Source organism: Bradyrhizobium sp. AUGA SZCCT0158 (genome assembly GCF_018130065.1).
Classification (GTDB): Bacteria; Pseudomonadota; Alphaproteobacteria; order Rhizobiales; family Xanthobacteraceae; genus Bradyrhizobium.
In genome coordinates, this window is record NZ_JAFCME010000008.1 from 56,514 (window position 1) to 81,805 (window position 25,292).

The following is a 25,292-nucleotide window of genomic DNA, read 5'->3' on the forward strand; positions in this document are numbered from 1 at the left end:
TCGCGCGCGCCCGGAGGCCGCCTTAAATAATTCCAATTCCACTCGGGCGCGATCAGCCCCTGGATAATCCACGCACAACGGGATGGCGGACCGGGCGCCTGGCATCGGAGCCATCGGGCAATTTTCCTGCGCGGCTACGATCGGGTTCGGGCGACTGTTCTTCGCGGGGGATCAGCGTGGCCTCGAACGGCAGGCCCGGCGCCTGTTTGGCCGTTCCCGAGCACGACGCCAGCCTGCCCTTGAATCTCCCCGCAAGTTCTACGTCGACCACGTCGAGGCCGAACAGCGTGGGCGGACCTGCGGCATGCCGCGTGGTCGTCAACGCCGCGGTGAAATGGTCGTTATCGACCTGGTAGGAGCCGCTATAGGTGAAGAAGCTGTCGCCGCCCGATATGATGCCATTTGCAAGGTGCACGATGCCGGTGCCTTCGCCACGCGAGGTCTTGAACCAAACCGCATACTGGCCGTCTCTGCGCATGAAAAAAACTCTCGCATGAGGAGAACTAACAATCGGTACCAACTAAGGGTTGGCGCATCGAACCGCTACAGAGGCGTCGCCTCGTAGTTAATGATCCAAAAAACGCGAGGCGAAAATTGTAATCGCGAGCATGAACTGATTTGCAGGCTGAATGAACATGCCGATCCGCGCGCGAGAAGGCGATCGCCGGTCCGACGCACGGCCTTTCGGTCGCTTCAGATGTTCACGTGAGTTACCGTTAACAGAAGCCTTCGCAAATGCCGCGGCTTCCCTTCCTGGACAACACAACCGTCACGCGTGACGATATCACCGCAGGATCGACCGCCGGCCATAGCGCTGTAGCGTGCAATACATAACGGGCCCGGCGAAAGGACGTTAGCAAGTTTAGGTTGTGAAATTAAGGAGTGCGTAAACTTTCCTCAGTATTTTCCCCTATCGAACTGCCAGGGTCCCGGAAAGAACCCATGGCTGCGGCGGTTCAGTAACAACGACCGTCGCGGCTGCGCCGCACAAGGGGGCTCTGTTGGCGCTGCCGTTTCCATACAATCCAGCATTGGATGGATTGCGGGCGGTCGCAGTGCTCCTGGTCATCGCAGATCACTGCGACGTTACGGTATTCGACCAGGGTTATTTTGGCGTCGATCTGTTTTTCGTTCTGAGCGGCTTTCTGATTACGCGGCTTCTCGTGGACGAAGTCGGCGCGACGGGACGGATCGACCTGTGGAGATTCTATCTGCGCCGGTTGCTCCGTCTCACCCCGCCTCTGCTGCTGTTTCTGGCGGCGTATCTGCTGATTGCCCCCCTGTTCTGGCCGCAACTCGACCTCATGTCGCACGTGCGCGACGCCGCGCTGGTGGCATTTTATCTGACCGACTATTCGCAGGCCTTCTGGCACAATCCGAAAGTGCTGATTCACACATGGTCGCTCTCGGTCGAAGAGCACTTTTATCTGATCTGGCCGCTCGCAGTTCTGCTGCTGGCGCGCATCGGGCCTCGCGGGCGTCTGGTCGTTCTCTTCGGCCTCTATTTGCTCGCCAGCGCATGGCGCATATACATCTATGAAACCCAGGGATGGGACGCGACGTATTATCGCTTTGATACGCGGATCGATGGCCTGATTTGCGGCGCGCTGCTGGCGACAGCCCTCCGGCACAAGGACCTGATCTCGGAAAGAGCAGCCAATGTCGCGGGCGTCGTCGCGTGGGCTGCACTCACCGTCTGCCTCGCGATCGGTTTTTGGCGCGCGCCCTGGTCGTTGGTGATCATGACCAATGTTGCCCATATCGCCGCCTCAGGCTTGCTGATCTCGGCTTCGACAAAAGAATCGAGGGTCAGTCTGGTGTTGTCTGCACCACCGCTGGTTGGCATCGGCCTCATCTCTTACGGCATGTATCTGTGGCATTATCCGGCAGCCATCTACCTCAGGGAGTTGTTTCCCTGGTACCTGACTGGTCCGATCGTCCTCGGTTTTTCGATCGCCATGGCTACGGTCAGCTACCTGGCTGTTGAACGGCCACTGCAACGCTATCGCCGCAGTCTCGGAGGACATCAGCGCAACGACGCGACCAAGCCCGCATCCGTGGGCGGCGAGCAGGTGCCACAGACCGCAGTTGTCGCCACGACGACGTAGCGAGCAGGTGGTCGCGCGCGACGACATTACCTTTGCCAGGATCGACCGCAGGCGTTCGCCGCCCTAACGCACCTGCACGTCGACGATGCCGATGCCCTCGAGACTGAAACGATAGCTGGCATCGCTATCCGGAAACACGGTCTTCATGACGCTGCCGGTCATCACCACCTGACCGGCTTTCAGCCACGCCCCCCGCGAATTGAGCTGCGTGGCAAGCCAGGCCACGGAGTTGAAGGGATGGCCGAGGATGTCGCGGCCTTGGCCCTCGCCGATATCAACGCCATCCTTTGTGGCACGTCCCATCACCGGCCCCAGGTCGGGCAATTTCGCCGCGAAGTCCGACAGCACGATGCCGCCATTCCAGGAATTATCCGATACCAGCGAAAGCACATCGAGATTGCCGTAATCGGCGTTGCGGTCATCCACGATTTCGATGGCTGCGCAGACACCGCCGACATGCGGCGCGATCATTTCAGCGGTCACCGGCGCAGCCGTGACCGGCACATCGGATTTGATGCGAACGGCAATTTCGAATTCGAGGCCGAGCCGCCCGAAATCCGCACGACGGATCGTCGCGCCGGATCGATGCACGCGGCTTGCGAGCACTACGCCGGCGATGGGGTGGTCGATCCCGCAGAACTTCTGCATCGTTGCCGACGTCAGCCCGACCTTGTAGCCCACGGCGTCGCCGTGCTCACCGCGGAGCAGCGCGACATAGCTGTCCTGAATGTCGTAGGCGTCCGAGATCGTGGCGGGTTTGTCCGGCGGAGCGAGCGAGGTGAATTGCACGCTGGCCTTATGTGCCGCAAGCAGCGATTGCGCCGCGCGCCGGGCGGAGGCGTCTTCCATGGCTGGTCTCCCCTTTGTTGTTTTTCGCGTAGTTCGTAGGGTGGGTTAGCGAAGTGTAACCCACCATCTTCTTTCGTCGAAACAACTGGTGGGTATCGCTTCCGCCTTCGCTCTTTGAGCTACGGCGGACAAGTCGCTCCACCCACCCTACGCAGATATCTTGTAGCCCGCATGAGGGCAGCGACATGCGGGATTGGAAAGAAGACCCGGATGTCGCTTTCGCTCATCCGGGCTACGCCTGCTGTCTCAGCATGGATGGTGCAAATGGCGGGTCAAGAAATATGGTGGGTAAGCGAAGCGTAACCCACCATCTTTCTTTTGTCGGAACAAGTGGTGGGTATCGCTTCCGCCTTCGCTCTTTGAGCTACGGCGAACAAGTCGCTCCACCCACCCTACGCAGTCGGTCGCCTCACTCCGCCGCCTGCCGTGTCTCCGGCGCGTCGATCACTTCCAGCACCTTCGGCGGCGACATCGGCAAGGCGTAGAAGCGTTTGCCGAGCGCGTTGTAGATCGCATTCGCCACCGCGGCCATCACGGGGACCAGCGGCACTTCGCCGACGCCCTTGACGCCTTGCGGGTGTTTCGGGTTCGGCACCTCGACCATGATGCAGTCGATCATCGGCAGGTCCGAACACACAGGCATGCGATAGTCGAGGAAGCCGGGGTTATCGACCTTGCCGTCCCTGGTGTAGATGTATTCCTCGTTCAGCGCCCAGCCGATGCCTTGCGCGACGCCGCCCTGCAGCTGGCCCTCGACATAGCCGGGATGGATGGCGCGGCCGACATCCTGCACGGCGGTGTAGCGGGTCACGCGCGCGATACCGAGATCGACGTCGACTTCGACGTCGCAGATATGCGTGCCGAAGCCGCCATCCGCGCCCGTGGTGTTGAGCTGCACGCCGGCGCCGATCGGGCCGCCCATCGCGGGCGCTTTCTCGGCGAGATCTTTTAGCGTCAGCGGCGGGAACTGGCCGGCATTCGGGCTCACCGGATGCGCCGCGCCGTCTTCCCACTTCACCGCCTCGGGATCGATCTCCCAGATTTTTGCGGCGCGTTCGCGCAAGGTCTTGATGATCTGTTCGGTCGACTGCGTCACCACGATCGAGGAAGCGAACAGCACGCGGCTGCCGCCGGTGAGGTTCGAGAAGCCGATGGTCTGGGTATCGCCGATGATGACGGAGACGCGGCGATAGTCGATGCCGAGCAGTTCGGCGCAGATGTTGGCGATGCCGGCGCGCGAGCCGCCGATATCGGGATGGCCCGTGGTGACGACGACGTTGCCGTCCTCGGTGATGTTGACCTGCGCGGAGGATTCACCGCCGGCGTTGAACCAGAAGCCGGAAGCGACGCCGCGTCCTTGAAGTTTTCCGAGCGGCGCCTTGTAGTGATCCGACGCCTTTGCCGCTTCCACCGTCTCGATGTACCCGATGCGCGGGAAGGTCGGGCCGTGCGCGGCTTTCGTTCCTTCCTTGGCGGCGTTCTTAAGGCGGAAGTCGAGCGGGTCCATCTTCAGCGCCTCGGCGACCTCGTCGAGCACGCATTCCACCGCATAGGCGCCGATCGGCGCGCCCGGCGCGCGATAGGCCGCCACTTTCGAACGGTTGGAGCAGACGTCATAGCCTTCCGACAACAGGTTCGGGATGTCGTAGGGCGTAAAACTGCAGCCGGCCGCGCCGCGGATCGGCGAGCCCGGCAGCGCCCCTGCCTGCAAATAGAAGGTGCCGTGCGCAGCGACGATCTTGCCGTCCTTGGTGGCGCCGATCTTCACCGTGCTCTTCGAGCCTGACGTGGGCCCGGTCGCGCGCATCACTTCCTCGCGCGTCATCACCATCTTCACCGGGCGGCCGGACTTTTTCGCCAGCAGCGTCGCCAGCGGCTCGAGATAGACGATGGTCTTGCCACCAAAACCGCCGCCGATCTCGGCGGGGATGGCGCGGATGTCGCTCTGCGGGATGCCGGTGAGATGGGCCGTCATCGCGCGGACCATGAACTGCCCCTGGCTGGAGCTCCAGATCGTGGTCTTGCCGTCGGGCGCGACGCTGATCAGGCAGGCATGCGGCTCGATATAGCCCTGATGCACCGGGCGCGTTGTGAAGCTGCGCTCGATGACGATGTCGGCCTTCTTGAAGCCGTCGGCGATATCACCCTTCTTGTGCTCGAGCCGGCCGGCGATGTTGGAGGGCTTGCCCTCGAACTTGTTGAACTCGTGCAGGATCGGCGCGTCGGATTTGATCGCGTCCTCGATCTCGATCACGAAAGGCAGCACTTCGTAGTCGACCTCGATCAGCTTGCAGGCTTCCGCTGCAATCGCTTCGGTGGTCGCGGCAACGGCCGCAATGGGGTGTCCGGGAAACAGCGCCTTTTCGCGCGCCATCACGTTGCGGCACATCCAGCGCATGTCCTGGATGCCGAGCATGACGGCGCCCTTCTCTATCGGGAAATCGACGATGTCGCGCGCGGTGACGACAGCCTTGACGCCGGGCAGCGCTTCGGCCTTCGCCGTGTTGATCGATTTGATGCGTGCATGCGCGTGCGGGCTGCGCAACACTTTGCCCCAGATCATGCCGGGCATATTGGTGTCGGCGGCGAACTGCGCGCGGCCGGTCACCTTGTCCATACCGTCTGGACGAATGGTGCGCTGGCCGATCCACTTGTTGTTGGTAACGACGGTCATGGTGCTGGCTCCGGCTGTTATTGGGCGCGCATTTCGGCCGCGGTGTCCATGACAGCGCGAACGATCTTGTCATAACCGGTGCACCGGCAGAGATTGCCGGCGAGCCAGAAGCGAACCTCTTCCTCGCTCGGCTTCGGATTCCGCTTCAGCAGCGCGTCCGATGCCACCAGCATGCCCGAGGTGCAGATGCCGCACTGAAGCGCGGCCATCTCCAGAAACTTCTGCTGCAGCGGATGCAGCTTTTCGCCCTGCGCCATGCCCTCGATGGTGCGCAGTTCGTGGCCCTCGGATTCCACCGCGAGCATCAGGCAGGAACAGATGAGGTTGTCATCGACCGTGATGCTGCAGGCGCCGCAGTCGCCGGAGGCACAGCCCTCCTTGGAGCCGGTGAGCCCGAGCGGCCCGCGCAGCGCATCGAGCATGGTGTCGTTGGGCTCGCAGAGAAACTCTGACGGTTCGCCGTTGATGGTGGTGGTGACGTGGACCTTGGCCATGAAGCTTAATTCCCTTTGGCGCGTTGAGCGGCAATCGCGGTGGTGCGCTTGAGCAGCACACCGGCCACTTTGGTGCGATAAGCGATCGTGCCGCGCTTGTCGTCGATCGGACGGCAGGCGGCGGAACAGGCGGCGGCGGCCGCATTGAGCGCGGCGTCGTCGAGCTTGCTGCCGATCAGGGCTTTGGCGGCCGCTTCAACCAGCAGCACGGTCGGCGCGACAGCCCCGAGGCCGACGCGGGCGGCGGTGCAGACGCCGTCCTTCAGCGTCAGGCTGACGCCGAGGCCGACCACGGCGATGTCCATTTCAGTGCGCGGGATCATGCGCAGATACGCGTCGCTCGAGCCTTTGGAACGCGGCGGCAGCGTGAAGCTGACGAGGATTTCACCGGGCTTGAAATTGGTGCGGCCGGGGCCCGCCGGCACCTGTTCCACCGGCATTTCGCGGCTGCCATCCGGCCCTTGCACCGTGACGATGGCACCGGCCGCGACCATGGCCGGCACGCTGTCGCCGGCCGGCGAGCCGTTGCAGAGATTGCCGCCGGCGGACGCCCGCCCCTGGACTTGTTTGGAGCCGATCAGGTTGACGGCCTCCAGCACGCCGGGCCAGACCTTGCCGAAACTGACATGGTCATGCAGCGCCATGCCGGAAACGGCGGCGCCGACGCGAAACCCGCCATCGGCGGTTTGCTCGATTTCCGTCATCTCGGCGATTTTCTTGATGTCGACGATCAGGCCCGGCTTCACGACGCCGGCACGCATTTGCACCAGAAGATCGGTACCGCCGGCCAGGATGCGCCCTGCACTTCCGGCCGCGGCGAACGCCTTGATCGCTTCATCAAGCGAATTGGGCGCCAAATATCGGAGTTCCGTCATGGTTGTCCGTCATCTCCCCTTTTCTGCCCGCCCCATTTGGACGTCGGCCTATGTGGCCGGCAGTTGCGGTAGCCTACACGGGCGATGCGGGTTGGAACAGCCTCCGGGCTGCGGTTCTGGCGGCAGGCTCCTATGCAGGAAGCGGGCTTGTTCTCACATCGTCGGACGCCGGCTTGCGCCGGTTGGCCGGGGATTGGTGGACGTGGCGGCGGATTACGCTTGCACTGATGCGGCCCACAGGCTGTACAAATTGCAGTCCCTCCCACGCGAGCCGGTGAACTTGATGCCGACCCTTTCGATCAGAATTCACGTTGCGGTCACAATTTTTGCAGCCCTCGCCGTTTCCTCTGCCGCATTGTCCCAACCAGCCCCGGCTCCCGTCAGACCCGCCGTTGCGCCTCAGCCCAGGCCCGATGCGGTGCCGGGCCAGCAGCCGGCCGCACGGCCTGTAGCCTCGGCCCCGCGGGGCGGTGCGGCGTGCCACAACGGCATGAGTTTCGATCGCTTCCTCACTGAGCTCAAGCAGAAGGCGGTGGCGGAAGGCGTCTCGCAGCGCGCGATGGCGGAAGCCGCACCCTACCTCACCTACGACCAGAGCATCGTCAATCGCGACCGCGGCCAGCGCGTGTTCGGGCAGGTGTTCACCGAGTTTTCGCGGAACAGGGCATCCGACGGCGCGGCGAAAAACGCGCAGGCGCGAATCCGGATGCATCAGGCAGCGTTCAATCGCGCCGAGAAGGAATATGGCGTGCCGCCGGCCGTGATCGCCGCGTTCTGGGGACTGGAGAGCAGTTTCGGCGCCGAGCTCGGCAAGCTGCATACGCTCCCCTCGCTGGTGTCGCTGGCGTATGACTGCCGCCGCTCGGAGATGTTCCAGAAGGAGACCATCGCCGCGCTCAAGATCATCGATCGCGGCGACCTCACGGCAAGCGAAATGATCGGATCGTGGGCCGGCGAACTCGGGCAGACGCAATTTCTGCCGACGCATTATTTCAACTATGCGGTCGACTACGACGGCGACGGCCATCGCGATCTGCTGCACAGCGCGCCCGACGTGATCGGCTCGACCGCGAACTACATCGCCAATGGATTGAAGTGGCGGCGCGGCGAACCGTGGTTGCAGGAAGTGCGCGCGCCACAGAATCTCGCTTCAAGTTTTCCTTGGGACCAGGCCGACCTCACCATCAAGCTGCCGCGCTCGAAATGGGCGCAGCTCGGCGTCACCTTTGCCGACGGCAAGCCATTGCCGAACGACGATCTGCCGGCGTCGATGCTGTTGCCGATGGGCCGCAACGGACCGGCGTTCCTGGCCTACGCGAATTTCGCCGCCTACACCGAATGGAACAACTCGCTGATCTATTCGACCACCGCCGGTTATCTCGCGACCCGCATCGCGGGCGCGGCGCCGATGCGCCAGCCAGCCGCGCCGGTGGCGCAACTGCCGCTCAACGAGCTCAAGGAATTGCAGCACCTCCTGGTGCGCGCCGGTTTCAATGTCGGCAAGGTCGACGGCATCATGGGACAGCTCAGCCGCACCGCCGTGAAGACGATGCAGATCAAGTACGGGCTGCCGGCGGATTCCTGGCCGACCGCGGAGTTACTGGCGCGGATGCGCGGGCCGCGTGCGGAGCCGGCGGCGGCGGCGATGCCGCAGGTGAGATAGCGCCCCTCCTCATGGTGAGGAGGCGCCCTTGCGCCGTCTCGAACCATGAGGCCACAGACGGGCCTGCATCCTTCGAGACGCGGCCAAGAGGCCGCTCCTCAGGATGAGGGTCGATGCATCCTGCAGCTGGCGCGTCCGACGCCAGCCGGAAATATTTGACTACATCTCACCCCTTCCCGGCGTTGTAATTCCCTCTCCCCCGCCCCACCTGCAGCACGCAGTCTCTGCATGCCATAAAATTCCACACAACGAAAAGAGCATCACATGTCCTTTTACGACGCCACCGTTCCGGCCTATCTGCAAATTCTCGGCAGCCTCTCCGGCTTGCTCACCAAGGCAGAAGCGCATTGCGAGGCGAAGAAGATCCAGCCCGACGTGTTGCTCGGCTCGCGGCTTTATCCGGACATGCTGCCGCTCTCCAAGCAGATTCAGCTCGCCACCGATTTTGCGGTCAGGGGCTGCGCCCGCGTCACCCACAGCGAAGTGCCGTCGACACCCGATACCGAAAAGACCTTTGAAGAATTGCGCCAGCGGCTCGCGAAAACCATCGACTACGTCAAGTCGTTCAAATCAGAGCAGTTCGAGGGCGCCGACACCAAAGACGTCACCTTTCCGATGGGGCCGGACAAGACCATGACGCTGAAGGGCCAGCAATTCATCTCGAACTTCTCGCTTCCGCAATTCTACTTCCATGCCGCCATCGCCCACGGCATCCTGCGCCACAATGGCGTCGAGGTCGGCAAGCGAGATTACATGGGCGCGAAGTGATCTGTTTCGCCTGGCAAGACCGGACGCCTTAGCGTCACCGGCCATGCCGTGGTAGTGCTCCCTTCAGCAAGAACAAAATGCTGAAGGGAGACCGCCGATGTCCATCACCACGCAAGCACCAAAGCAACTCGATCCCGCCGCTTCGCTTCACGCCGAAACGCTGGGCCTCGCTCCGGGTCGTGGCCGGCTGGAAGGCCGCCGCATCATCGTGGTCGGGGCCGGCCAGCGCAACATCGTCGACGAGGAGCCGCCGATTGGTAACGGCCGCGCGATGTCGGTATTGTTCGCGCGCGAGGGTGCGCATGTGGCGTGCATCGACATCAACAAGGAAGCCGCCGATGACACGGTCAAGCAGATCACCAGCGAAGGCGGCAGGGCGTTTACCGACGTGGTCGACGTCTCCGATGCATCAGCGATCGGGCCGGCGATCGCGCGCTGCGCCAAACAACTCGGTGGCCTCGACGGGCTCGCGCTGAATGTCGGCATTTCCTGCGGGCTGTCGCTGCCGAAGATGACGGCGGAAGCCTGGGACAAGGATTATGCCGTCAACGTGCGCAGCCACATGCTGTTCGCGCAAGCGGCGCTCGAAATGATGTCGCCGGGCGGCGCGATCACGCTGACCTCGTCGATGGCGAGCCAGCGCGCCAATGGCCGCAACCCGGCCTATGAATCCTCCAAGGCCGCGCAGATCGCGCTCGGCCGCGCCATCGCGCGGGCCGGCGAGGAAAAGGGCATTCGCTGCAATGTGATCGCGCCCGGCTTTATCGATTCCCCGATGGGCCGCGACGCCAGCCGCAGGCGGACCGATCGTGCGCTCACAGTGCCGTTTGGCCGCCAGGGCACCGGCTGGGAGGTCGCCTATGGTGCGCTGTTCCTGATTTCGAATGAATCATCCTACGTCAACGCCCACACCCTGTTCCTCGACGCCGGCCATATGGCGGGGATTGTGCGGACCTAGCCTGCAGCAACCGAATGGCTTCCGAGTACCTTTGGGCATTGCGCAATCCGCCGTAATGCCCAACTCTCCCCTATCATCCATCCATCGGAAATTTCTTCATGAGCCAGACCAAACTATTCGAGCCCTACAAGCTTGGCGGAATCACGCTGCCGAACCGCCTCGTCATGGCGCCGCTGACCCGCAACCGCGCAGTGCCTGGCAGCTTTGTGCCGAGCGAGCTTGCCATCGACTATTACGGCCAGCGCGCTTCCGCGGGATTGCTGATCACCGAGGCCAGCCAGATCTCGCAGCAGGGCCAGGGCTATCAGGACACGCCCGGCATTTATTCCAAGGAGCAGGTTGCGGGCTGGCGCAAGGTCACCGACCGCGTGCACGAAAACGGCGGGCGCATCTTCATTCAGATCTGGCATGTCGGCCGCATCTCGCACGATTCATTGCAGCCCGGCGGCGGCAAGCCGGTGGCTCCGTCCGCGATCCGCGCCAAGGGCAAGACTTTTGTCAACGGCACCTTCACCGAGATCTCCGAGCCGCGCGAGCTCGAGCTGTCGGAAATTCCAGGGATCATCGAAGACTTCAAGCGCGGCACCGAGAATGCGCTCGCCGCCGGTTTCGACGGCATCGAAATCCACGGCGCCAACGGCTACCTGCTCGACCAGTTCGCCAAAGACGGCACCAACAAGCGTACCGATGCCTATGGTGGTTCAATCGAGAACCGCGCCAAACTGATGCTGGAAGTATCGAAGGCGGTGGCCGCGGTCGCCGGCCCGGAGCGGACGGGCATCCGCATTTCGCCGGTGACGCCCGCCAATGATGTGTCAGATTCAAACCCGCAGCCGCTGTTCGACCACATCGTGGATGGGCTCAATGCGCTAAAGCTGACCTACATCCATGTGGTCGAGGGCGCGACCGGCGGCCCGCGCGACATCGCGCCGTTCGACTACGGCTCGTTGCGCAAGCGCTTCAAGCAGGCCTATGTCGCCAACAACGGTTACGATTTCGATCTGGCGACAAAGCAACTCGATGCCAACGCGGCCGACCTGATCGCATTTGGAAAACCGTTCATCTCCAACCCCGACCTGGTCGAGCGGCTGAAGAAGGGTGCACCGCTGAACGCGTTCGACAAGGCGACGTTCTACGGCGGTGGCGCCAAGGGGTATACGGACTATCCGACGCTCGGCGCGAAGCAGGCGGCGGAGTAGGAACGCAACTCTCTCCACCGTCATTGCGAGGAGCGCAGCGACGAAGCAATCCATCTATCCGTTATGCCGCACTATGGATTGCTTCGCTACGCTCGCAATGACAAGAAGAAAGGCCGGGATCGCTCCCGGCCTTCAGTTTTTGCATCACTCGTAATCGCGAGGCTTACTTGGCTTCTGCCCGCTTCGGCGGTGTTGCCGGCCACGACTTCACCAGCGTGTCGTAGTCGACGGTTTCGCCCTTCGGCTTCTCGTTCGCCAGCTTGCGCTGCGGAGCGACGTTGCCGTCCTTCTCCGACTTGGCGAACCAGAATTCGGCGGTCTCCTTCTTGTTCAGCTTCGGTCCGCAGGCGCCCTGCACGTTGGATTTCTCCAGACGCTCGAGCACGGAGTCCTGGGCTGCCGCCAGGGCGTCCATCGCGGCTTGCGGCGTCTTCGCACCGGACGACGCATCGCCGATGTTCTGCCACCACAATTGCGCGAGCTTCGGATAATCAGGCACGTTGTTGCCGGTCGGGGTCCACTGCACGCGCGCGGGCGATCGGTAGAACTCGATCAGGCCGCCGAGCTTCGGCGCACGCTCGGTGAACGACTTGTCCCAGATGTCGGATTCACGAATGAACGTGAGACCGACATGGCTCTTCTTCAGGCTCACCGTCTTGGAGGTGATGAACTGCAGATAGAGCCAGGCCGCCTTGCGGCGGTCCGCCGGGGTCGACTTCAGGAGCGTCGCCGAGCCGGCGTCCTGGTAGCCGAGCTTCATGCCTTCCTTCCAGTACGAGCCGTGCGGCGACGGCGCCATACGCCACTTCGGCGAACCGTCGGCGTTCACGACGGCAATACCGGGCTTCACCATGTCGGCGGTGAAAGCGGTGTACCAGAAGATCTGCTGGGCGATGTTGCCTTGCGCCGGTACCGGTCCGGCTTCGCCGAAGGTCATGCCTTGCGCCTGCGGCGGGGCATACTTCTTCATCCAGTCGAGATATTTGGCGATCGAATAGACCGCCGCCGGACCGTTGGTGTCACCGCCGCGCTCGACGGATGAACCGACCGGACGGCAGCCTTCCATGCGGATGCCCCATTCGTCGACCGGCTTGCCGTTCGGGATGCCCTTGTCGCCGTTGCCGGCCATCGACAGCCAGGCATCGGTGAACCGCCAGCCGAGCGAGGGATCCTTCTTGCCGTAGTCCATGTGACCATAGACCTTGGTGCCGTTGATCTCCTTGATGTCGTTGGTGAAGAACTCTGCGATGTCTTCATAGGCCGACCAGTTCACGGGAACGCCGAGATCGTAGCCATATTTGGCCTTGAACTTGGCCTTGTAGTCGGGATTGGAGAACCAGTCGTAGCGGAACCAATAGAGGTTCGCGAACTGCTGGACGGGCAGCTGATAGAGCTTGCCGTCCGGTCCCGTGGTGAAGGATTTTCCGATGAAGTCGTTGACGTCGAGATTGGGATTGGTGACGTCCTTGCCTTCGCCGGTCATGTAATCCGACAGCACGACCGTCTGGTTGTAGCGGAAGTGGGTGCCGATCAGGTCCGAGTCGTTGATCCAGCCGTCATAGACGTTCTTGCCGGACTGCATCTGGGTCTGCAGCTTCTCGACCACGTCACCTTCCTGGATCAAATCGTGTTTGAGCTTGATGCCGGTGATCTCGGTGAAGGCCTTCGCCAGGGTCTTGGATTCATATTCATGCGTGGTGATGGTTTCCGACACCACGTTGATTTCCATCCCCTTGAAGGGCTGGGCGGCCTTTTCAAACCACTGCAGTTCCTTCAGCTGGTCGGCCTTCGACAGCGTCGAGGGTTGGAATTCGCTGTCGATCCAGCGCTGATTGACCGCATCGTCCGCGCGAGCAGGTGCGGCGATCGTCACGGAAGCCGCGATCAGCGCAGCCGCGCTGGTCATCGTCAGAAAGCTCTCCTTGGTCAATGGGCCGTTCCTTCCTCTAAAACGTCGCATGTTGAGTCCTCCGGTTGCAGTGACAAACAATTTTCAGGCCCGGGTTGATCCCGGATCTGTCTTTTTTCGCTTCATCAGACGGTGCGGAAAACCACCACGGCCGAAACAAGCGAAATCACGGTAGCGAGCCACAGGCTCGATATCTCAACGCCCTCTCCGATCGGCAGCGTCGCGATCGCATCGGTGCCGACGAAGGCGATCCACAACAGGTGGATGACCGCGGCGAGTACCAGCGAGATGAACAGCCGGTCGCCGCGCGTTGTCGGAATCTGCAACACGCCGACGCGCTCGGCCTCGGGATACGCCGCCGCAAGCCAGGTCATGACGCCCAGCGTCAGCGACAGCAGCACGAAGAAGATCGCGGTCGGGAGCGTCCAGGCCATCCATGCGATGTGTTCCATGGCGCGTTAATCCTCATGCCTGCGCATGATCTTGTCCGAAAACCGGTGTCCACTTTTCGGGATCATGCGCTAAACCCGCCCGAGCGCGAAGCCGCGCGCGATGTAGTTGCGGACGAACCAGATCACCAGGGCGCCGGGGATGATGGTGAGCACACCGGCCGCCGCCAACAGGCCCCAATCCATGCCGGCGGCCGAGACCGTTCGGGTCATGATCGCAGAGATCGGTTTTGCGTTCACCGACGTCAGCGTGCGCGCCAGCAGCAGTTCGACCCAGGAGAACATGAAGCAGAAGAACGCCGCGACGCCGATGCCGCTCGCGATCAAGGGCACCAGGATCTTGATGAAGAAGCGCGGGAACGAATAACCGTCGAGGAACGCCGTCTCATCGATCTCGCGTGGCACGCCCGAGACAAAACCTTCGAGGATCCAGACCGCGAGCGGGACGTTGAAGATGCAATGCGCCAGCGCCACCGCCCACGGCGTATCGAACAGATTGATCGCCGAATAGAGATTGAAGAACGGCAGCGCATAGACCGCCGCCGGCGCCATCCGGTTCGACAGCAGCCAGAAGAACAGGTGCTTGTCGCCGAGAAAGCGATAGCGCGAAAAGCCGTAGGCCGCCGGCAGCGCCACCGCGATCGAGATCACGGTGTTGATCAGGACATAGGTCAGCGAGTTGATGTAGCCGGAATACCAGCTCTCGTCGGTGAAGATGCGCCTGTAGTTTTCCAGCGTCGGCTGATGCGGCCACAGCGTCATGGTGGAGACGATCTCGGCATTGGTCTTGAAGCTCATGTTGACGAGCCAGTAGATCGGCAACAGCAGGAAGATCAGGAAGGTGATGAGGATGACGCGGCGTCCGGGAATCGAATGCATCATTCAGCTCCCTGTTTGACCGGGCGCTCGGCCCCGGCGTTTGTCATCACGGTATAGAACACCCAGCACACGATCAGGATGATGAGGTTGTAGACCAGCGAGAGTGCGGCGGCCTTGCCGAGGTCGAATTGGCCGAGCGCGATCTTGACCAGTTCGATCGAGACGAAGGTGGTCGAGTTGCCGGGACCGCCGCCGGTCACCACGAACGGCTCGGTGTAGATCATGAAACTGTCCATGAAGCGAAGCAGCACCGCGATCAGCAGTACGCGATTCATCTTCGGCAACTGGATCGCCGTGAACACCGCCCAGCGCGAGGCGCCGTCGATCTGCGCCGCCTGGTAATAGGCGTCGGGGATCGACTTCAGTCCGGCGTAGCACAACAGTGCGACCAGGCTGGTCCAGTGCCAGACATCCATCACGATGACGGTGGCCCAGGCGTCGAACTCGTTGGAGACGTAGTTGTAGTTGATGCCGAGGCTGTTCAGCGTGTAGCCGAGCAGGCCGATGTCGGGCCGTCCGAATATCTGCCAGATGGTGCCGACCACATTCCACGGAATCAATAGCGGCAGCGCCAGGATCACGAGGCAGGCGGCGACGCTCCAGCCGTCGCGCGGCATCGACAGCGCGACCACGATCCCGAGCGGCACCTCGATCGCAAGAATGATGACCGAGAACAGCAGATTGCGGCCGAGCGAGGCCAGGAACCGTCCACCGAGATCGGTCGATGGATCGAGCAGTTCCTTGAACCAGCCGACGCCGTTCCAGAAGAACTGGTTGTTGCCGAAGGTGTCCTGCATCGAATAGTTCACCACCGTCATCAGCGGCAGGATCGCGGAGAATGCGACCACCAGAAACACCGGCAGCACCAGGAACCAGGCTTTTTGGTTGATCGTCTTGTCCATCAGGCTGTCCCCTCTACCAGACGGCTGTCGGCATAGACGTGAACATGCGACGGATTGAAAACCAGTCCGGCGGTTTCGCCGGAGACCGAAAACCCCGGCGGCACGCGCGCGGCGAACTTGGCGTCGCCGATCCGCACGCGCGCGAAGCGGACACGGCCGAGATCGTCGATGCGATCGATATTGGCGGACAGCAATCCCGGCGCGGGTGCCGCGACGTCGACGAATTCCGGACGCACGCCGACTTCGATCTTCGCGCCCGGCGGCAGCTTGTCATAGCTGCGGTTCAGCGCGATCGGATGGCCGCTGATCCGGGCCTCGCGGCCCCTCACCTCGGCCGGCACGATGTTCATGCCGGGCGAGCCGATGAAGTAGCCGACGAAGGTATGCGCGGGCTTGTCGAACAGCTCGGCCGGCGTGCCGCTCTGCACCACCCTGCCGTCATGCATCACGACCACCGTATCGGCAAAGGTCAGCGCCTCGGTCTGGTCATGGGTGACGTAGATCATCGTGAGATCGAGGTCGCGATGCAGCGCCTTGAGTTTGGAGCGCAACTGCCACTTCAATTCGGGATCGATCACCGTCAGCGGCTCGTCGAACAGGATCGCGGCAACGTCTGATCGCACCAGGCCGCGGCCGAGCGAGATCTTCTGCTTGGCATCGGCGGTCAGCCGCGTTGCCTTGCGATCGAGATGCGGCGTGAGGTCGAGCAGATCGGCGATCTGCTTCACGCGCGCGTCGATTTCGGCTTTCGGGACGCCGCGGTTCTTCAAGGGGAATGCGAGGTTCTGCCCGACCGTCATGGTGTCGTAGATCACCGGAAACTGGAACACCTGCGCGATATTGCGCTTCTGGGTTGACAGCGGTGTGATATCGGCGCCGTCGAACAGTATCTGGCCGCGCGACGGCGTCACGATCCCGGAAATCAGGTTGAGCAGCGTGGTCTTGCCGCAGCCGGATGGCCCGAGCAGCGCATAGGCGCCGCCCTGCCGCCAGGTCATCGTCACCGGCTTCAGCGCAAATGATTCGGGCGCGGCGTCATTGCCGCCGTAGGAATGTGCGAGATCGACGAGGTCAATGCGGGCCATACGGCATCTCCCTCACGCGTTGTCTTGTTTCGGCGCCGCGACCAGGCGGTCGGCAGCGTCAAACACGAAAAGATTGTCGGGATCGAGCACGGCGTCGAGCACGTGGCCCGGCTCGAACTCATGGACGCCCTGCAGCACCGCGACCCAGTTCGACGCGTCGCGGCTAAGATGCACGAAGCTTTCCGAACCGGTGATCTCCGTCACGGTGACGGTGGCCTGAAACGCGTGGCGGCCGGCGATGCCATTGGCGACTTCAAGCTGATGGGCGCGGAAGCCGACCCGATAGGGCCCATCGGCAAGCGAGGCATAAAGCCCGCTGGCCGGCGCCTTGATGCCGCCGGCATATTGCACCGTGCCGCTCTTCTTTTCGATGTGGACGATGTTGAGCGGCGGATCAGAGAACACCTGCGCCACACGCAGCGTATCGGGATGCCGGTAGACCTTCGGGGTGTCGCCGGCCTGCAGCACCTGGCCTTCCCACATGCAGACGGTGCGGCCGCCGAGCAGCAGGGCTTCGGAGGGTTCGGTAGTCGCATAGACGAAGATCGCGCCCGATGCCTCGAAGATGCGCGGCAATTCGGTGCGCAACTCCTCGCGCAGCTTGTAATCGAGATTGGCGAGCGGCTCGTCGAGCAGCACCAGATCCGCGCCCTTGACCAGCGCGCGTGCAATCGCAGTGCGTTGCTGCTGGCCGCCGGAGAGTTGCAGCGGCGTGCGGTGCAGATACGGCTCGAGCTTCAGGAGGCGCGACGCCTCCTGCACGCGCTTTTCGATTTCCGCGCGCGGCTTGCCCTGCACCCGCAACGGCGAGGCGATGTTCTCATAGACCGTCAGCGAGGGATAATTGATGAACTGCTGATAGACCATCGCGACCGAACGCTTGCGCACGTCGAAGCCGGTGACATCGTTGCCGTCGACCAGCACCCGGCCTGATCCCGGCTTGTCGAGCCCGGCGAGCAGCCGCATGATCGAGGTCTTGCCGGAAAGCGTCGGCCCGAGCAGTACGCTCAGCGTGCCGCGCTCAAGCGTCAACGACACATCGCGGATAGTCGCAATGCCGTCGACGGTTCGCGTGACGTGTTCGAGCGTGACGCTCATGTCCGTCCTCCCGCTTCACGCAGGGGGCGTTCACCGGACGCGCGATGGGCGGCCATCCATTCATCGAGGACGGCGATTTCGCCCGCGGACAGCCGCAATCCGAGCTTGGAGCGGCGCCACGCGACGTCTTCGGCGGTGCAGGCCCATTCGGCCGACATCAGGTACCTGACTTCGCTCTCCGTCAAGGTCGCGCCAAAGGACTGGCCGAGATCGGCCGCCGATTTCGCGTTGCCAAGCACCTTGCTGGCGCGGGTGCCATAGGCATGCGCCAACCGCTTGGCATGTGCGGGAATGAGGAACGGATAGTCCCGCGTCAGTTCCGCCGTCAGCGCCGCGATTGCGGAAACATCCATGTCGCCGCCGGGCAGCGCGGCCTTGCCGGTCCAGCCTTCTTTCTTTGAACTGCGTAAATAGGGCGCCAGCCGTTCCAGCGCTTCTTCGGCCAGCCGCCGATAAGTCGTGATCTTGCCGCCATAGATCGACAGCAGCGGCGCGCCGCCGGGCGTATCGAGCTCGAACACGTAATCGCGGGTCGCAGCTTTGGCTTCGCTGGCGCCGTCGTCATAGAGCGGACGCACGCCCGAATAGGTCCAGACCACGTCCTCCGGCTTCACCGGCTTTGCCAGATACTCGCTGGCGGAGGCACAGAGATAGGCGATCTCTTCGGTGGAGGCTTTCACCTTGGCCGGGTCGCCGTCGTAATCGCGATCGGTGGTGCCGATCAGCGTGAAATCGTCCTGATAGGGAATGACGAAGATGATGCGGCCGTCGGCGTTCTGGAAAATATAGGCGCGGTCGTGGTCGTAGAGCTTGCGCACCACGATGTGCGAGCCCTGCACCAGGCGAACCTTTGCGCGCGCATTGACGCCCGATCCCGACGACAGCACCTGTTCGACCCAGGGCCCGCCGGCATTGACCAGCGCACGCGCCTGGATCGTGGTGCGTGTGCCGCTTTGCGTATCCTCGACCGTGACGTGCCAGACGCCATCGACCTGCCTAATCTCGACCGCCCGCGCGCGCGTGCGGATCTCGGCGCCGCGATCGGCCGCGTCCCGCGCCGTGAGCACGACCAGGCGCGCGTCATCGACAAAACAGTCGGAGTACTCAAAACCTTTGCTGTAGCGGTTGGCGATCAAGGGTTTTCCCACCTCGTCGCGAGCAAGATCCACCGAACGTGTCGGCGGCAGCAGATGACGGCCGCCGATGTGGTCGTACAGGAACAACCCTAGCCTCAGCAGCCATGCCGGCCGCAACCCCGAATGGTGCGGCAAAACGAAACGCAGCGGGCGGATGATGTGAGGCGCGATCTGCCAGAGGATTTCGCGTTCGATCAGCGCCTCGCGCACCAAACGAAACTCGTAATATTCGAGATAGCGCAGCCCGCCATGCACCAGCTTGGTTGACCAGGACGACGTCCCACTCGCCAAGTCATTCATTTCACAAAGGAAAACGGAATTGCCCCGGCCCACCGCATCGCGCGCGATGCCGCAGCCGTTGATGCCGCCTCCGATAATGGCGAGGTCGAATATCCGATCCAACAGACGCTTCCCCGGCAATCGCCTCTTCACTTCGGCGATTTAACTTTCGGATCGGAGTTAATCACAAAGAAAAACGAAAGCAAGATGAAAACGGGAACTGGGGCGTTTTGCCCAACTTCATCGTTCGAGACGAACGCAAGGGCGGCCCGCCAGAGCCTCACTCAAAATGCAGCCGATGAAGAAGACAGCGCTTCGTAGCGAAACTCGTAATGCCCGGCCTAGGCCGTCGTCCTCCGTGCCTCCCACCAGGCCCCCAAGGCATCGATCAGCGGCACCAGTTCGAGACCGGCCGCGGTGAGATCGTAGTCGACGCGGAGCGGGTAGCCATCGTGGGCGGTGCGCCGCACGATCCCGGCGTCCTGCAACTTACGCAGCTCCAGCGCCAGCATTCGGTGCGACACCGTCGGATTGTCGCGCCTGAGATCGCTGAACCTTTTGGTGCCATCCTTGAGATAATAGAGCAGCAGCGTGGGCCAGCGCCCGCTGAGCACCCGCATGGTCTCTTCGATGGGGCAGCGTGAGACAGAATCTTTCATGAGCCGGACCTGGTTACAGAATAGTGCGTAATTTACATGGGGCCGCCATCGCCTATGTACCAGTGCGCTGCGCAGCACACCTCCAATCACGGAAAGAAAACGATGGAACCGATTCTGCTTTACGGCTTCCCGGCGGGAAGCTCGATGGGGCTCGTCGCTGCCTTTGAACGCGTCGGCCAACCTTACCACCTCTGCCGCGTCGACATGCTCGCCGACATGAAGAACGACAGCTATGCCCGCATCAACGGCCGTCAGGAAACGCCCGTGCTCATCACCGGCGAAGGCCGCTTGCTGACCGAGACGATGGCCATCGCCGCCTGGCTTGAGGCCCGCGACATCGAACGCCGCATCAGCTTCGACCCGCACTCACCCGAAGCCGACCGCATGCACCAGCTGACGGCCTTCGTGAATACCGGCTTCACCGCCGCCTTCACCCCGCTGTGGGCGGCGTTCGAGATGGCTTCTGCCGAACCCGCGCTGCTGGCGACCTTGCGCGACTTCGGCCGCCAGGCCGTAGCCAAACGTCACGATCAGCTGGAAGCGATGATCGGCGACACCGACTTTCTCGTCGGCGATCGCCTGACGCTGGCGGATACCACGCTGATCGGCGTGGCGCGCTGGGCGGAATTCCATCAGGCCATCGACGGTGCTGCCTATCCCAGGCTGGCCGCGTTGCGCCACCGGATCGAAGCGGATGCGGACGTGCGTTACGCCCAGGCCATCGAGGACGGCGAAACGCCCGCCGGTTCGGGCGCCTGCCTCGGGCAAATCCCACTGGAGAAAATCATCAAGCGCTTCGGCGCCAGCTAGCGCATCCGCGTGACGGTCGAGGCCCTCTCCGCCACCGGCTCATCGCTATCGGGGCCGGCTTGTCCATCGCCTCGACCATTTCGCAATGACCAAGTCAGTTCCACCGACCTGGCAGCGGACCTCCGCTCACGACGTAAACGCCGACGGAAATGCCTGATATGGCAATCCAGTCCATTGCCGTCGGCCACTCACCCAGAATTGGAATTGCCATGACGGCCGTCATCGCGGGACACAGCGCGGCGAATGCGGCGCCGCTGGAGGCACCGAGGAGGTTGACCGCCCGTCCATAGAAAACCAGTGAAATGATCGCCGTAAGAAGCCCCTGCACGATCGCTTGAAGCGCCAGATCGTCCCATGGGACCTTGGAGAGACTGGCACCTTCCACGGCTAAATAGACGGGAATGTAGAGAAGCAAGGCGCCGACGGCGGCGATAGCAGCCGCATGCAGGCCATCGAGCCGCGCGTGACGCATCGCGACCGTGTAGCAGGCCCATGCCACGGCAGAACCGAGAAACAGCGCGTGCCCGATCGCCTGCCCGGAGTCGACTGCGCCGCCGGCGCCCCAGGCGATGGCGACGACGCCGAGCAGGATCAGCACGAAGCCAAGTTTTTTCGCATCGGTGAACGGCTCATGCAGGATGGCTGCGGCAAGAAGCGCCACCGCCAGCGGCATGACGCCGGGAAACAGCGCGCCCGCATGCGCGGCAGGAGCGAACAGCAGGCCGGCATTCGCCAGCAGGACCGGAGCGCCGCCTCCGATCACGATCGCCGCCAGCCCGATCCAGCCGAGCCGCTCGAACGCGAATCCCTTGCGCATCAGGTAGGGCAGCAGAAGCAAACCGGCCACGCCAAAACGAAGCGCGGCGATGTCCCACGGCGTGAGGCTGGTCTGCAGTCCGAGGCGAGCCACCACGATCCATCCGGACCAGATGCTGACAGCGGCGAGGCCGTAGAGGGCGCCGCGGAGATACTGCGCGGCAGTGGGGCCACCGACGGTGATATCGGTCATCATCGCCTCCGATCGCAATGGACTCATAACCCCTTTGAGATATTTTACAGGTTATGATGGAGCGCAACATGAGGCAAGCAGGATGAGCGGCCGCGCCAATCCGTTCGAATGGAGCGGCGGCCACCCGGCGCTGGATCTCGTGAACACCCTGGACGAGCGGCCCTCAGCCGCGCCAATCGAGAACCTGGCAACGTATCGTGACCTGACACGGTTCGCTGCGCTGGCTGGCCTTATCGACGATCGGACCGCCGCACGCCTGCACCAGCTCGGAAACGGCGGCTCGCATATTGCGAAACGCGCGCGCAAGCTCCGTGAGCACCTCCATGATGTCCTCGCTGCCGCACATATGCGGCGGCCGGCGCGGCAGTCCGATCTGGACGCGCTGTCTGCTGCGATCCAGGCGGCACATGCGGCCCGGATGCTGGTCGCATCGCCCTCACTTGGGTTGGCCGACCGCCGCTGGTCACCTGCGCTGGCGCGTGAAATCCCACTGCATGCCTGTGCGCTCGCGATCGAGCGTCTGCTCGTTGACGAGAAGCGCAAGAGGATCCGCAAATGCGGAGCCTCGGACTGCGACGTCTATTACCTCGACACCAGCAAGGGTCAGCGCCGGCAATGGTGCAGCATGATCGGTTGCGGCAATCGCGAAAAGCAGCGGCGATGGCGCTGCGCGACGCACTAGAAAGGCTTCAACCCGCGGCGACGGCCTCGATTTCGAGCAGCCATGCCTCGTCGAAGATTCTGGCGATGACGACGGTCAGCGCTGTTTCCCGGCTGCCAAGGACCTCGCTTCGCACCGCGCGATTGATCATGGTGTAACGCCGATCCGCGAGGTAGGTCCGGTGCATGACCAGATTGTCGAGCGTCATGCTGGCGGCCTTGAGCTGCGCCTCGACGTTGCTCCAGGCGAGCCTGCACTGCGCTTCAAAGCCCTCGGGCACCGTACCGTCAGCCGCGACCGGGATTTGGCCGCTCACAAAAAGCATTCTGGTGTGACCGGCGACCTCAAGCGCCTGGCTATAACCAGTCGTCGGCACGAGGGCCGCTTCGGAATTGATGCGTCGGATTTGCATTCGGTTCTCCTTTTTCCTGAGAGAACCTCGTGCACCGGTCGATCCAGCACAAACCATTTTTCCTGCACTGCTGGATTAGATTTTCTATTCCAAGTCAGAATTGTCGTGAAAGCCCCGGACGATGCCGGGGCCTTTTCATGCTGGAACGAAGTGAAGGTTAGTACTTTCCGCGTCTAGCGCAGCCGCGTGACCGTCAATGCCGTCTCTGCCACCGGCTCATCGATATCGGGCGCCGGCTTGTCCATCGCCTCGACCACCTCGATGCCGCGGGTATGGCAGATGTTGGCGAGGCCGGCGGGAAGCGCGGCGTCGGTCACGAAGGTCTGGATCTGGCTGAGATGGGCGATGCGCACCGGCGCGCTGCGCCTGAGCTTGGTCGAGTCGGCGACCAGCATCACGCTGCGCGCGTTCGCGATGATCGCCTGCGCGGCCTGCACTTCGCGGTAGTCGAAATCCAGCAGCGCTCCCTCCTCGTCGATCGCGGAGGCGCCGATGATGGCGTAGTCGACCTTGAACTGGCCGATCAGGCTGATCGCGGTCGAACCGATCACCGCGCCGTCGGCGCGGCGCACCGCCCCGCCCGCCACGATCACCTCGATGCGCGGATGGCGATACAGCAGCATCGCGACGTTGAGGTTGTTGGTGATGACGAGCAGGTCCTCATGCGAGGTCAGCGCGCTGGCGACTTCTTCGGTCGTGGTGCCGATATTGATGAACAGCGAGCAGCCGTTCGGAATCCGCGAGGCGGCGGCAATGCCGATTGCCCGCTTCTCCTCGGCGGCGACGAAGCGGCGCGCTTCATAGGCGAGGTTCTCGACGCCGGAGGCGATGATGGCGCCGCCATGGATCCGCGTCAGCGAGCGCTGGTCGCAGAGATCGTTGAGGTCCTTGCGGATGGTCTGAGCCGAAACCTCGAAACGCTTGGCGAGATCCTCCACCATCACCCGGCCAAAGGCGCGGGCGATGTTGAGAATTTCAGTCTGGCGGTTGGACAGTCCGGCCACGGGTGGCACCTCAGGGGAAAACGTTTCTTATCGTGCGGTGGTTTGTGGTTCCGGTCAACGCGGCGCGCCCGAACATCATGGTTAACCATCTGTTTAAATGGCGTGCGAGAGGCATCATAAGCCCATTGGGATTGCGCCAGCCGCATTTTACCGGTGCGATTTTGCCGTTCTTAACGGTTTTGTGATTGCATTGCCGTCGCTGGCCCGGAAAACGGGCCAGATATCGGAAAATCGCTGCGATGCGGGTCGATCGAATCTGGGAATTCCTCCAGCGGTTGAGCCCGCTGACGCGCAGCTGCCTGCTCACCGAGCTGGAGCGGCTGGAGGCGTGCGGCGTCGACATGCCGGGCACCGCAGACCTGCAGGCCAGGCTGCGGGCCGAACTGCGCCCGGACGGACCGAACGAGGCCCCAACGCCGTCCAAATATTTCTTCGCGCCGCTGGAGCCGCTGGTCGTCGCGGGTGCACCGGAGCATGCCAATACGGGCCGGATTGCGCGGAGTTCACTCGTTCCGATCTGGGAATGGATCAACCGCGATCTGCTGCCAATCATGGCCCGCGACTACGAAGACCAGATGAAGGGGTTTATCGCCTCCAACCGCCCGCGCGACGCGCAGCAGGCGGCAACGATCTTCCAGACCAAGGTCGCAAAATCGCTGGAGGGAAACCTGGCTTCGGCCGATGGCGCGGAGCGCGCACGCAGCAAGCTTGCGGCCTACACGGCTTCGCCGTCGGTCTATAGCGACCTCGTCAAGATCATGGGCGCGCTGCGCGCACGCGAGGCGCTGGCAGGATTCGGCAAAGCCTTGCCGGAAAAGATTCCCAAATTCAACGACGCGCAGGTCGACAAGGTCACGGCGCTGCTGGATGCATTCCGCAAAAAGGATCCCGCCGCGGTGCCGTTTGCACTGGCGCTGGTTGCTGGACGTCTCAAGACGCCCCGCGAGTTGCTCCGTCTTGCCACCAAACCCGCGCGCAGCCGGCGCGCAACCGACGTCGCAGCGACGCCCTATGCGATATCCGTCTCGATGGTGCTTGACCAGATCGACGACAAACGCATCGCCTTGCGCGTTGCCCTGAAGAAAAACCGTGTCGTCGACGCGCGCGACATCCTGGCCGACATCGACAAGACAGAAGCAGCGGTGCAGGCCGCCATCCGCGAACTCGCCGCCTCCGAGTGGGGCGCGCGGCTGCGCGACATCAGGAGCGCCATCGTGGCCGATGTGGAGACTGAAGTGAGCCGGTTTCCCAATGAAGTCGGCCACATCCTGCAACTGCGCGGCGCGCGCGGCAATGGATTGTTGTCCGGCCTGGCCTGGAAGGGCCGCGATGCGATCAGCGATAGCGCCGCATTCTGCAAGCGGCTGATCGGTCAGAGCTGAACGCGGCTCCGGCGCTCTTTCCCGCGCGGC

Annotated in this window: 24 protein-coding genes; 8 read left to right on the forward strand and 16 right to left on the reverse strand. The window is 62.9% G+C overall.

The window, feature by feature from the left end; translation table 11 throughout:
• Nucleotides 1-52: 52 nt before the first annotated feature.
• A complete protein-coding gene (locus JQ574_RS13375) occupies nt 53-478 on the reverse strand; it encodes a hypothetical protein (protein WP_212209223.1) in 426 nt (141 codons plus the stop codon).
• A gap of 523 nt (nt 479-1,001) precedes the next feature.
• Here JQ574_RS13375 and JQ574_RS13380 point away from each other — a divergent pair.
• Nucleotides 1,002-2,108 carry an acyltransferase gene (locus JQ574_RS13380; protein ID WP_212209222.1) on the forward strand — a complete coding sequence of 369 codons (1,107 nt, stop codon included), beginning with the start codon at nt 1,002-1,004 and terminating at the stop codon, nt 2,106-2,108.
• 63 nt (nt 2,109-2,171) lie between these two features.
• Here the strand turns inward: JQ574_RS13380 and JQ574_RS13385 are convergent, their stop codons facing one another.
• From JQ574_RS13385 to JQ574_RS13400, 4 genes are all read right to left on the reverse strand, one after another.
• The gene (locus JQ574_RS13385) at nt 2,172-2,957 is read right to left on the reverse strand and encodes a 2-keto-4-pentenoate hydratase (protein ID WP_212209221.1); all 786 of its coding nucleotides are present in this window, start codon (nt 2,955-2,957) and stop codon (nt 2,172-2,174) included.
• Nucleotides 2,958-3,366: 409 nt separating this feature from the next.
• Complete coding sequence (locus JQ574_RS13390; protein WP_212209220.1) at nt 3,367-5,631, reverse strand: xanthine dehydrogenase family protein molybdopterin-binding subunit; 2,265 nt, start codon at nt 5,629-5,631, stop codon at nt 3,367-3,369.
• A gap of 17 nt (nt 5,632-5,648) precedes the next feature.
• On the reverse strand, nt 5,649-6,125 hold the full coding sequence (locus JQ574_RS13395) for a (2Fe-2S)-binding protein (protein ID WP_192738509.1): 477 nt from the start codon (nt 6,123-6,125) through the stop codon (nt 5,649-5,651).
• A 5-nt stretch (nt 6,126-6,130) separates the two neighbouring features.
• Complete coding sequence (locus tag JQ574_RS13400) at nt 6,131-7,000, reverse strand: xanthine dehydrogenase family protein subunit M (protein ID WP_212209219.1); 870 nt, start codon at nt 6,998-7,000, stop codon at nt 6,131-6,133.
• 283 nt (nt 7,001-7,283) lie between these two features.
• Here JQ574_RS13400 and JQ574_RS13405 point away from each other — a divergent pair, with 283 nt between their 5' ends.
• The 4 genes from JQ574_RS13405 to JQ574_RS13420 all read left to right on the forward strand — a co-directional run bounded on the left by JQ574_RS13405 (nt 7,284) and on the right by JQ574_RS13420 (nt 11,588).
• Nucleotides 7,284-8,663 (forward strand): lytic murein transglycosylase, encoded by a 1,380-nt coding sequence (locus JQ574_RS13405; RefSeq protein ID WP_212209218.1) that lies wholly within the window; start codon nt 7,284-7,286, stop codon nt 8,661-8,663.
• A gap of 264 nt (nt 8,664-8,927) precedes the next feature.
• On the forward strand, nt 8,928-9,431 hold the full coding sequence (locus JQ574_RS13410; RefSeq protein WP_212209217.1) for a DUF1993 family protein: 504 nt from the start codon (nt 8,928-8,930) through the stop codon (nt 9,429-9,431).
• 97 nt (nt 9,432-9,528) lie between these two features.
• Nucleotides 9,529-10,389, forward strand: coding sequence for an SDR family NAD(P)-dependent oxidoreductase (locus JQ574_RS13415; RefSeq protein WP_212209216.1), 861 nt, complete (start codon nt 9,529-9,531; stop codon nt 10,387-10,389).
• A 98-nt stretch (nt 10,390-10,487) separates the two neighbouring features.
• Nucleotides 10,488-11,588 (forward strand): alkene reductase, encoded by a 1,101-nt coding sequence (locus tag JQ574_RS13420; RefSeq protein ID WP_212209215.1) that lies wholly within the window; start codon nt 10,488-10,490, stop codon nt 11,586-11,588.
• A gap of 163 nt (nt 11,589-11,751) precedes the next feature.
• On the opposite strand, the gene JQ574_RS13425 is transcribed toward JQ574_RS13420, so the two are convergent.
• The 8 genes from JQ574_RS13425 to JQ574_RS13460 all read right to left on the reverse strand — a co-directional run bounded on the left by JQ574_RS13425 (nt 11,752) and on the right by JQ574_RS13460 (nt 19,984).
• Nucleotides 11,752-13,548: an ABC transporter substrate-binding protein gene (locus JQ574_RS13425; protein ID WP_211997756.1), complete on the reverse strand. Its 1,797-nt coding sequence runs from the start codon at nt 13,546-13,548 to the stop codon at nt 11,752-11,754.
• Between the two features lie 74 nt (nt 13,549-13,622).
• Nucleotides 13,623-13,949 (reverse strand): DUF2160 domain-containing protein, encoded by a 327-nt coding sequence (locus JQ574_RS13430; protein ID WP_212209214.1) that lies wholly within the window; start codon nt 13,947-13,949, stop codon nt 13,623-13,625.
• A gap of 69 nt (nt 13,950-14,018) precedes the next feature.
• Entirely contained in the window at nt 14,019-14,825 is an 807-nt protein-coding gene (locus JQ574_RS13435; protein ID WP_212209289.1) for a carbohydrate ABC transporter permease, read from the reverse strand.
• Nucleotides 14,825-15,727: a carbohydrate ABC transporter permease gene (locus JQ574_RS13440; RefSeq protein WP_212209213.1), complete on the reverse strand. Its 903-nt coding sequence runs from the start codon at nt 15,725-15,727 to the stop codon at nt 14,825-14,827. The genes JQ574_RS13435 and JQ574_RS13440 overlap by 1 nt, the downstream gene beginning before the upstream one ends.
• A complete protein-coding gene (locus JQ574_RS13445) occupies nt 15,727-16,812 on the reverse strand; it encodes an ABC transporter ATP-binding protein (protein ID WP_212209212.1) in 1,086 nt (361 codons plus the stop codon). Before JQ574_RS13445 ends, JQ574_RS13440 begins: the two co-directional genes overlap by 1 nt.
• Nucleotides 16,813-16,824: 12 nt before the next feature.
• Nucleotides 16,825-17,910, reverse strand: coding sequence for an ABC transporter ATP-binding protein (locus JQ574_RS13450; protein WP_212209211.1), 1,086 nt, complete (start codon nt 17,908-17,910; stop codon nt 16,825-16,827).
• Nucleotides 17,907-19,448 carry a glycerol-3-phosphate dehydrogenase gene (gene glpD / locus JQ574_RS13455; RefSeq protein ID WP_212209210.1) on the reverse strand — a complete coding sequence of 514 codons (1,542 nt, stop codon included), beginning with the start codon at nt 19,446-19,448 and terminating at the stop codon, nt 17,907-17,909. The genes JQ574_RS13450 and glpD overlap by 4 nt, the downstream gene beginning before the upstream one ends.
• Before the next feature lie 218 nt (nt 19,449-19,666).
• Nucleotides 19,667-19,984, reverse strand: a complete 318-nt coding sequence (locus JQ574_RS13460) for a helix-turn-helix domain-containing protein (protein ID WP_212209209.1) — start codon at nt 19,982-19,984, stop codon at nt 19,667-19,669.
• A 102-nt stretch (nt 19,985-20,086) separates the two neighbouring features.
• On the opposite strand from JQ574_RS13460, the gene JQ574_RS13465 reads away from it, so the two are divergent.
• Nucleotides 20,087-20,794 (forward strand): glutathione S-transferase family protein, encoded by a 708-nt coding sequence (locus tag JQ574_RS13465; protein WP_212209208.1) that lies wholly within the window; start codon nt 20,087-20,089, stop codon nt 20,792-20,794.
• A gap of 94 nt (nt 20,795-20,888) precedes the next feature.
• On the opposite strand, the gene JQ574_RS13470 is transcribed toward JQ574_RS13465, so the two are convergent.
• Nucleotides 20,889-21,803: a DMT family transporter gene (locus tag JQ574_RS13470; RefSeq protein WP_212209207.1), complete on the reverse strand. Its 915-nt coding sequence runs from the start codon at nt 21,801-21,803 to the stop codon at nt 20,889-20,891.
• Between the two features lie 82 nt (nt 21,804-21,885).
• Between JQ574_RS13470 and JQ574_RS13475 the strand changes: the two genes are divergently transcribed.
• The gene (locus tag JQ574_RS13475) at nt 21,886-22,485 is read left to right on the forward strand and encodes an ABATE domain-containing protein (protein ID WP_212209206.1); all 600 of its coding nucleotides are present in this window, start codon (nt 21,886-21,888) and stop codon (nt 22,483-22,485) included.
• Between the two features lie 7 nt (nt 22,486-22,492).
• On the opposite strand, the gene JQ574_RS13480 is transcribed toward JQ574_RS13475, so the two are convergent.
• Nucleotides 22,493-22,876 (reverse strand): RidA family protein, encoded by a 384-nt coding sequence (locus JQ574_RS13480; protein WP_212209205.1) that lies wholly within the window; start codon nt 22,874-22,876, stop codon nt 22,493-22,495.
• Between the two features lie 173 nt (nt 22,877-23,049).
• On the reverse strand, nt 23,050-23,880 hold the full coding sequence (locus tag JQ574_RS13485) for a DeoR/GlpR family DNA-binding transcription regulator (protein ID WP_212209204.1): 831 nt from the start codon (nt 23,878-23,880) through the stop codon (nt 23,050-23,052).
• A 239-nt stretch (nt 23,881-24,119) separates the two neighbouring features.
• Between JQ574_RS13485 and JQ574_RS13490 the strand changes: the two genes are divergently transcribed.
• A complete protein-coding gene (locus JQ574_RS13490; RefSeq protein ID WP_212209203.1) occupies nt 24,120-25,262 on the forward strand; it encodes a hypothetical protein in 1,143 nt (380 codons plus the stop codon).
• The last annotated feature ends 30 nt before the right edge of the window (nt 25,263-25,292 follow it).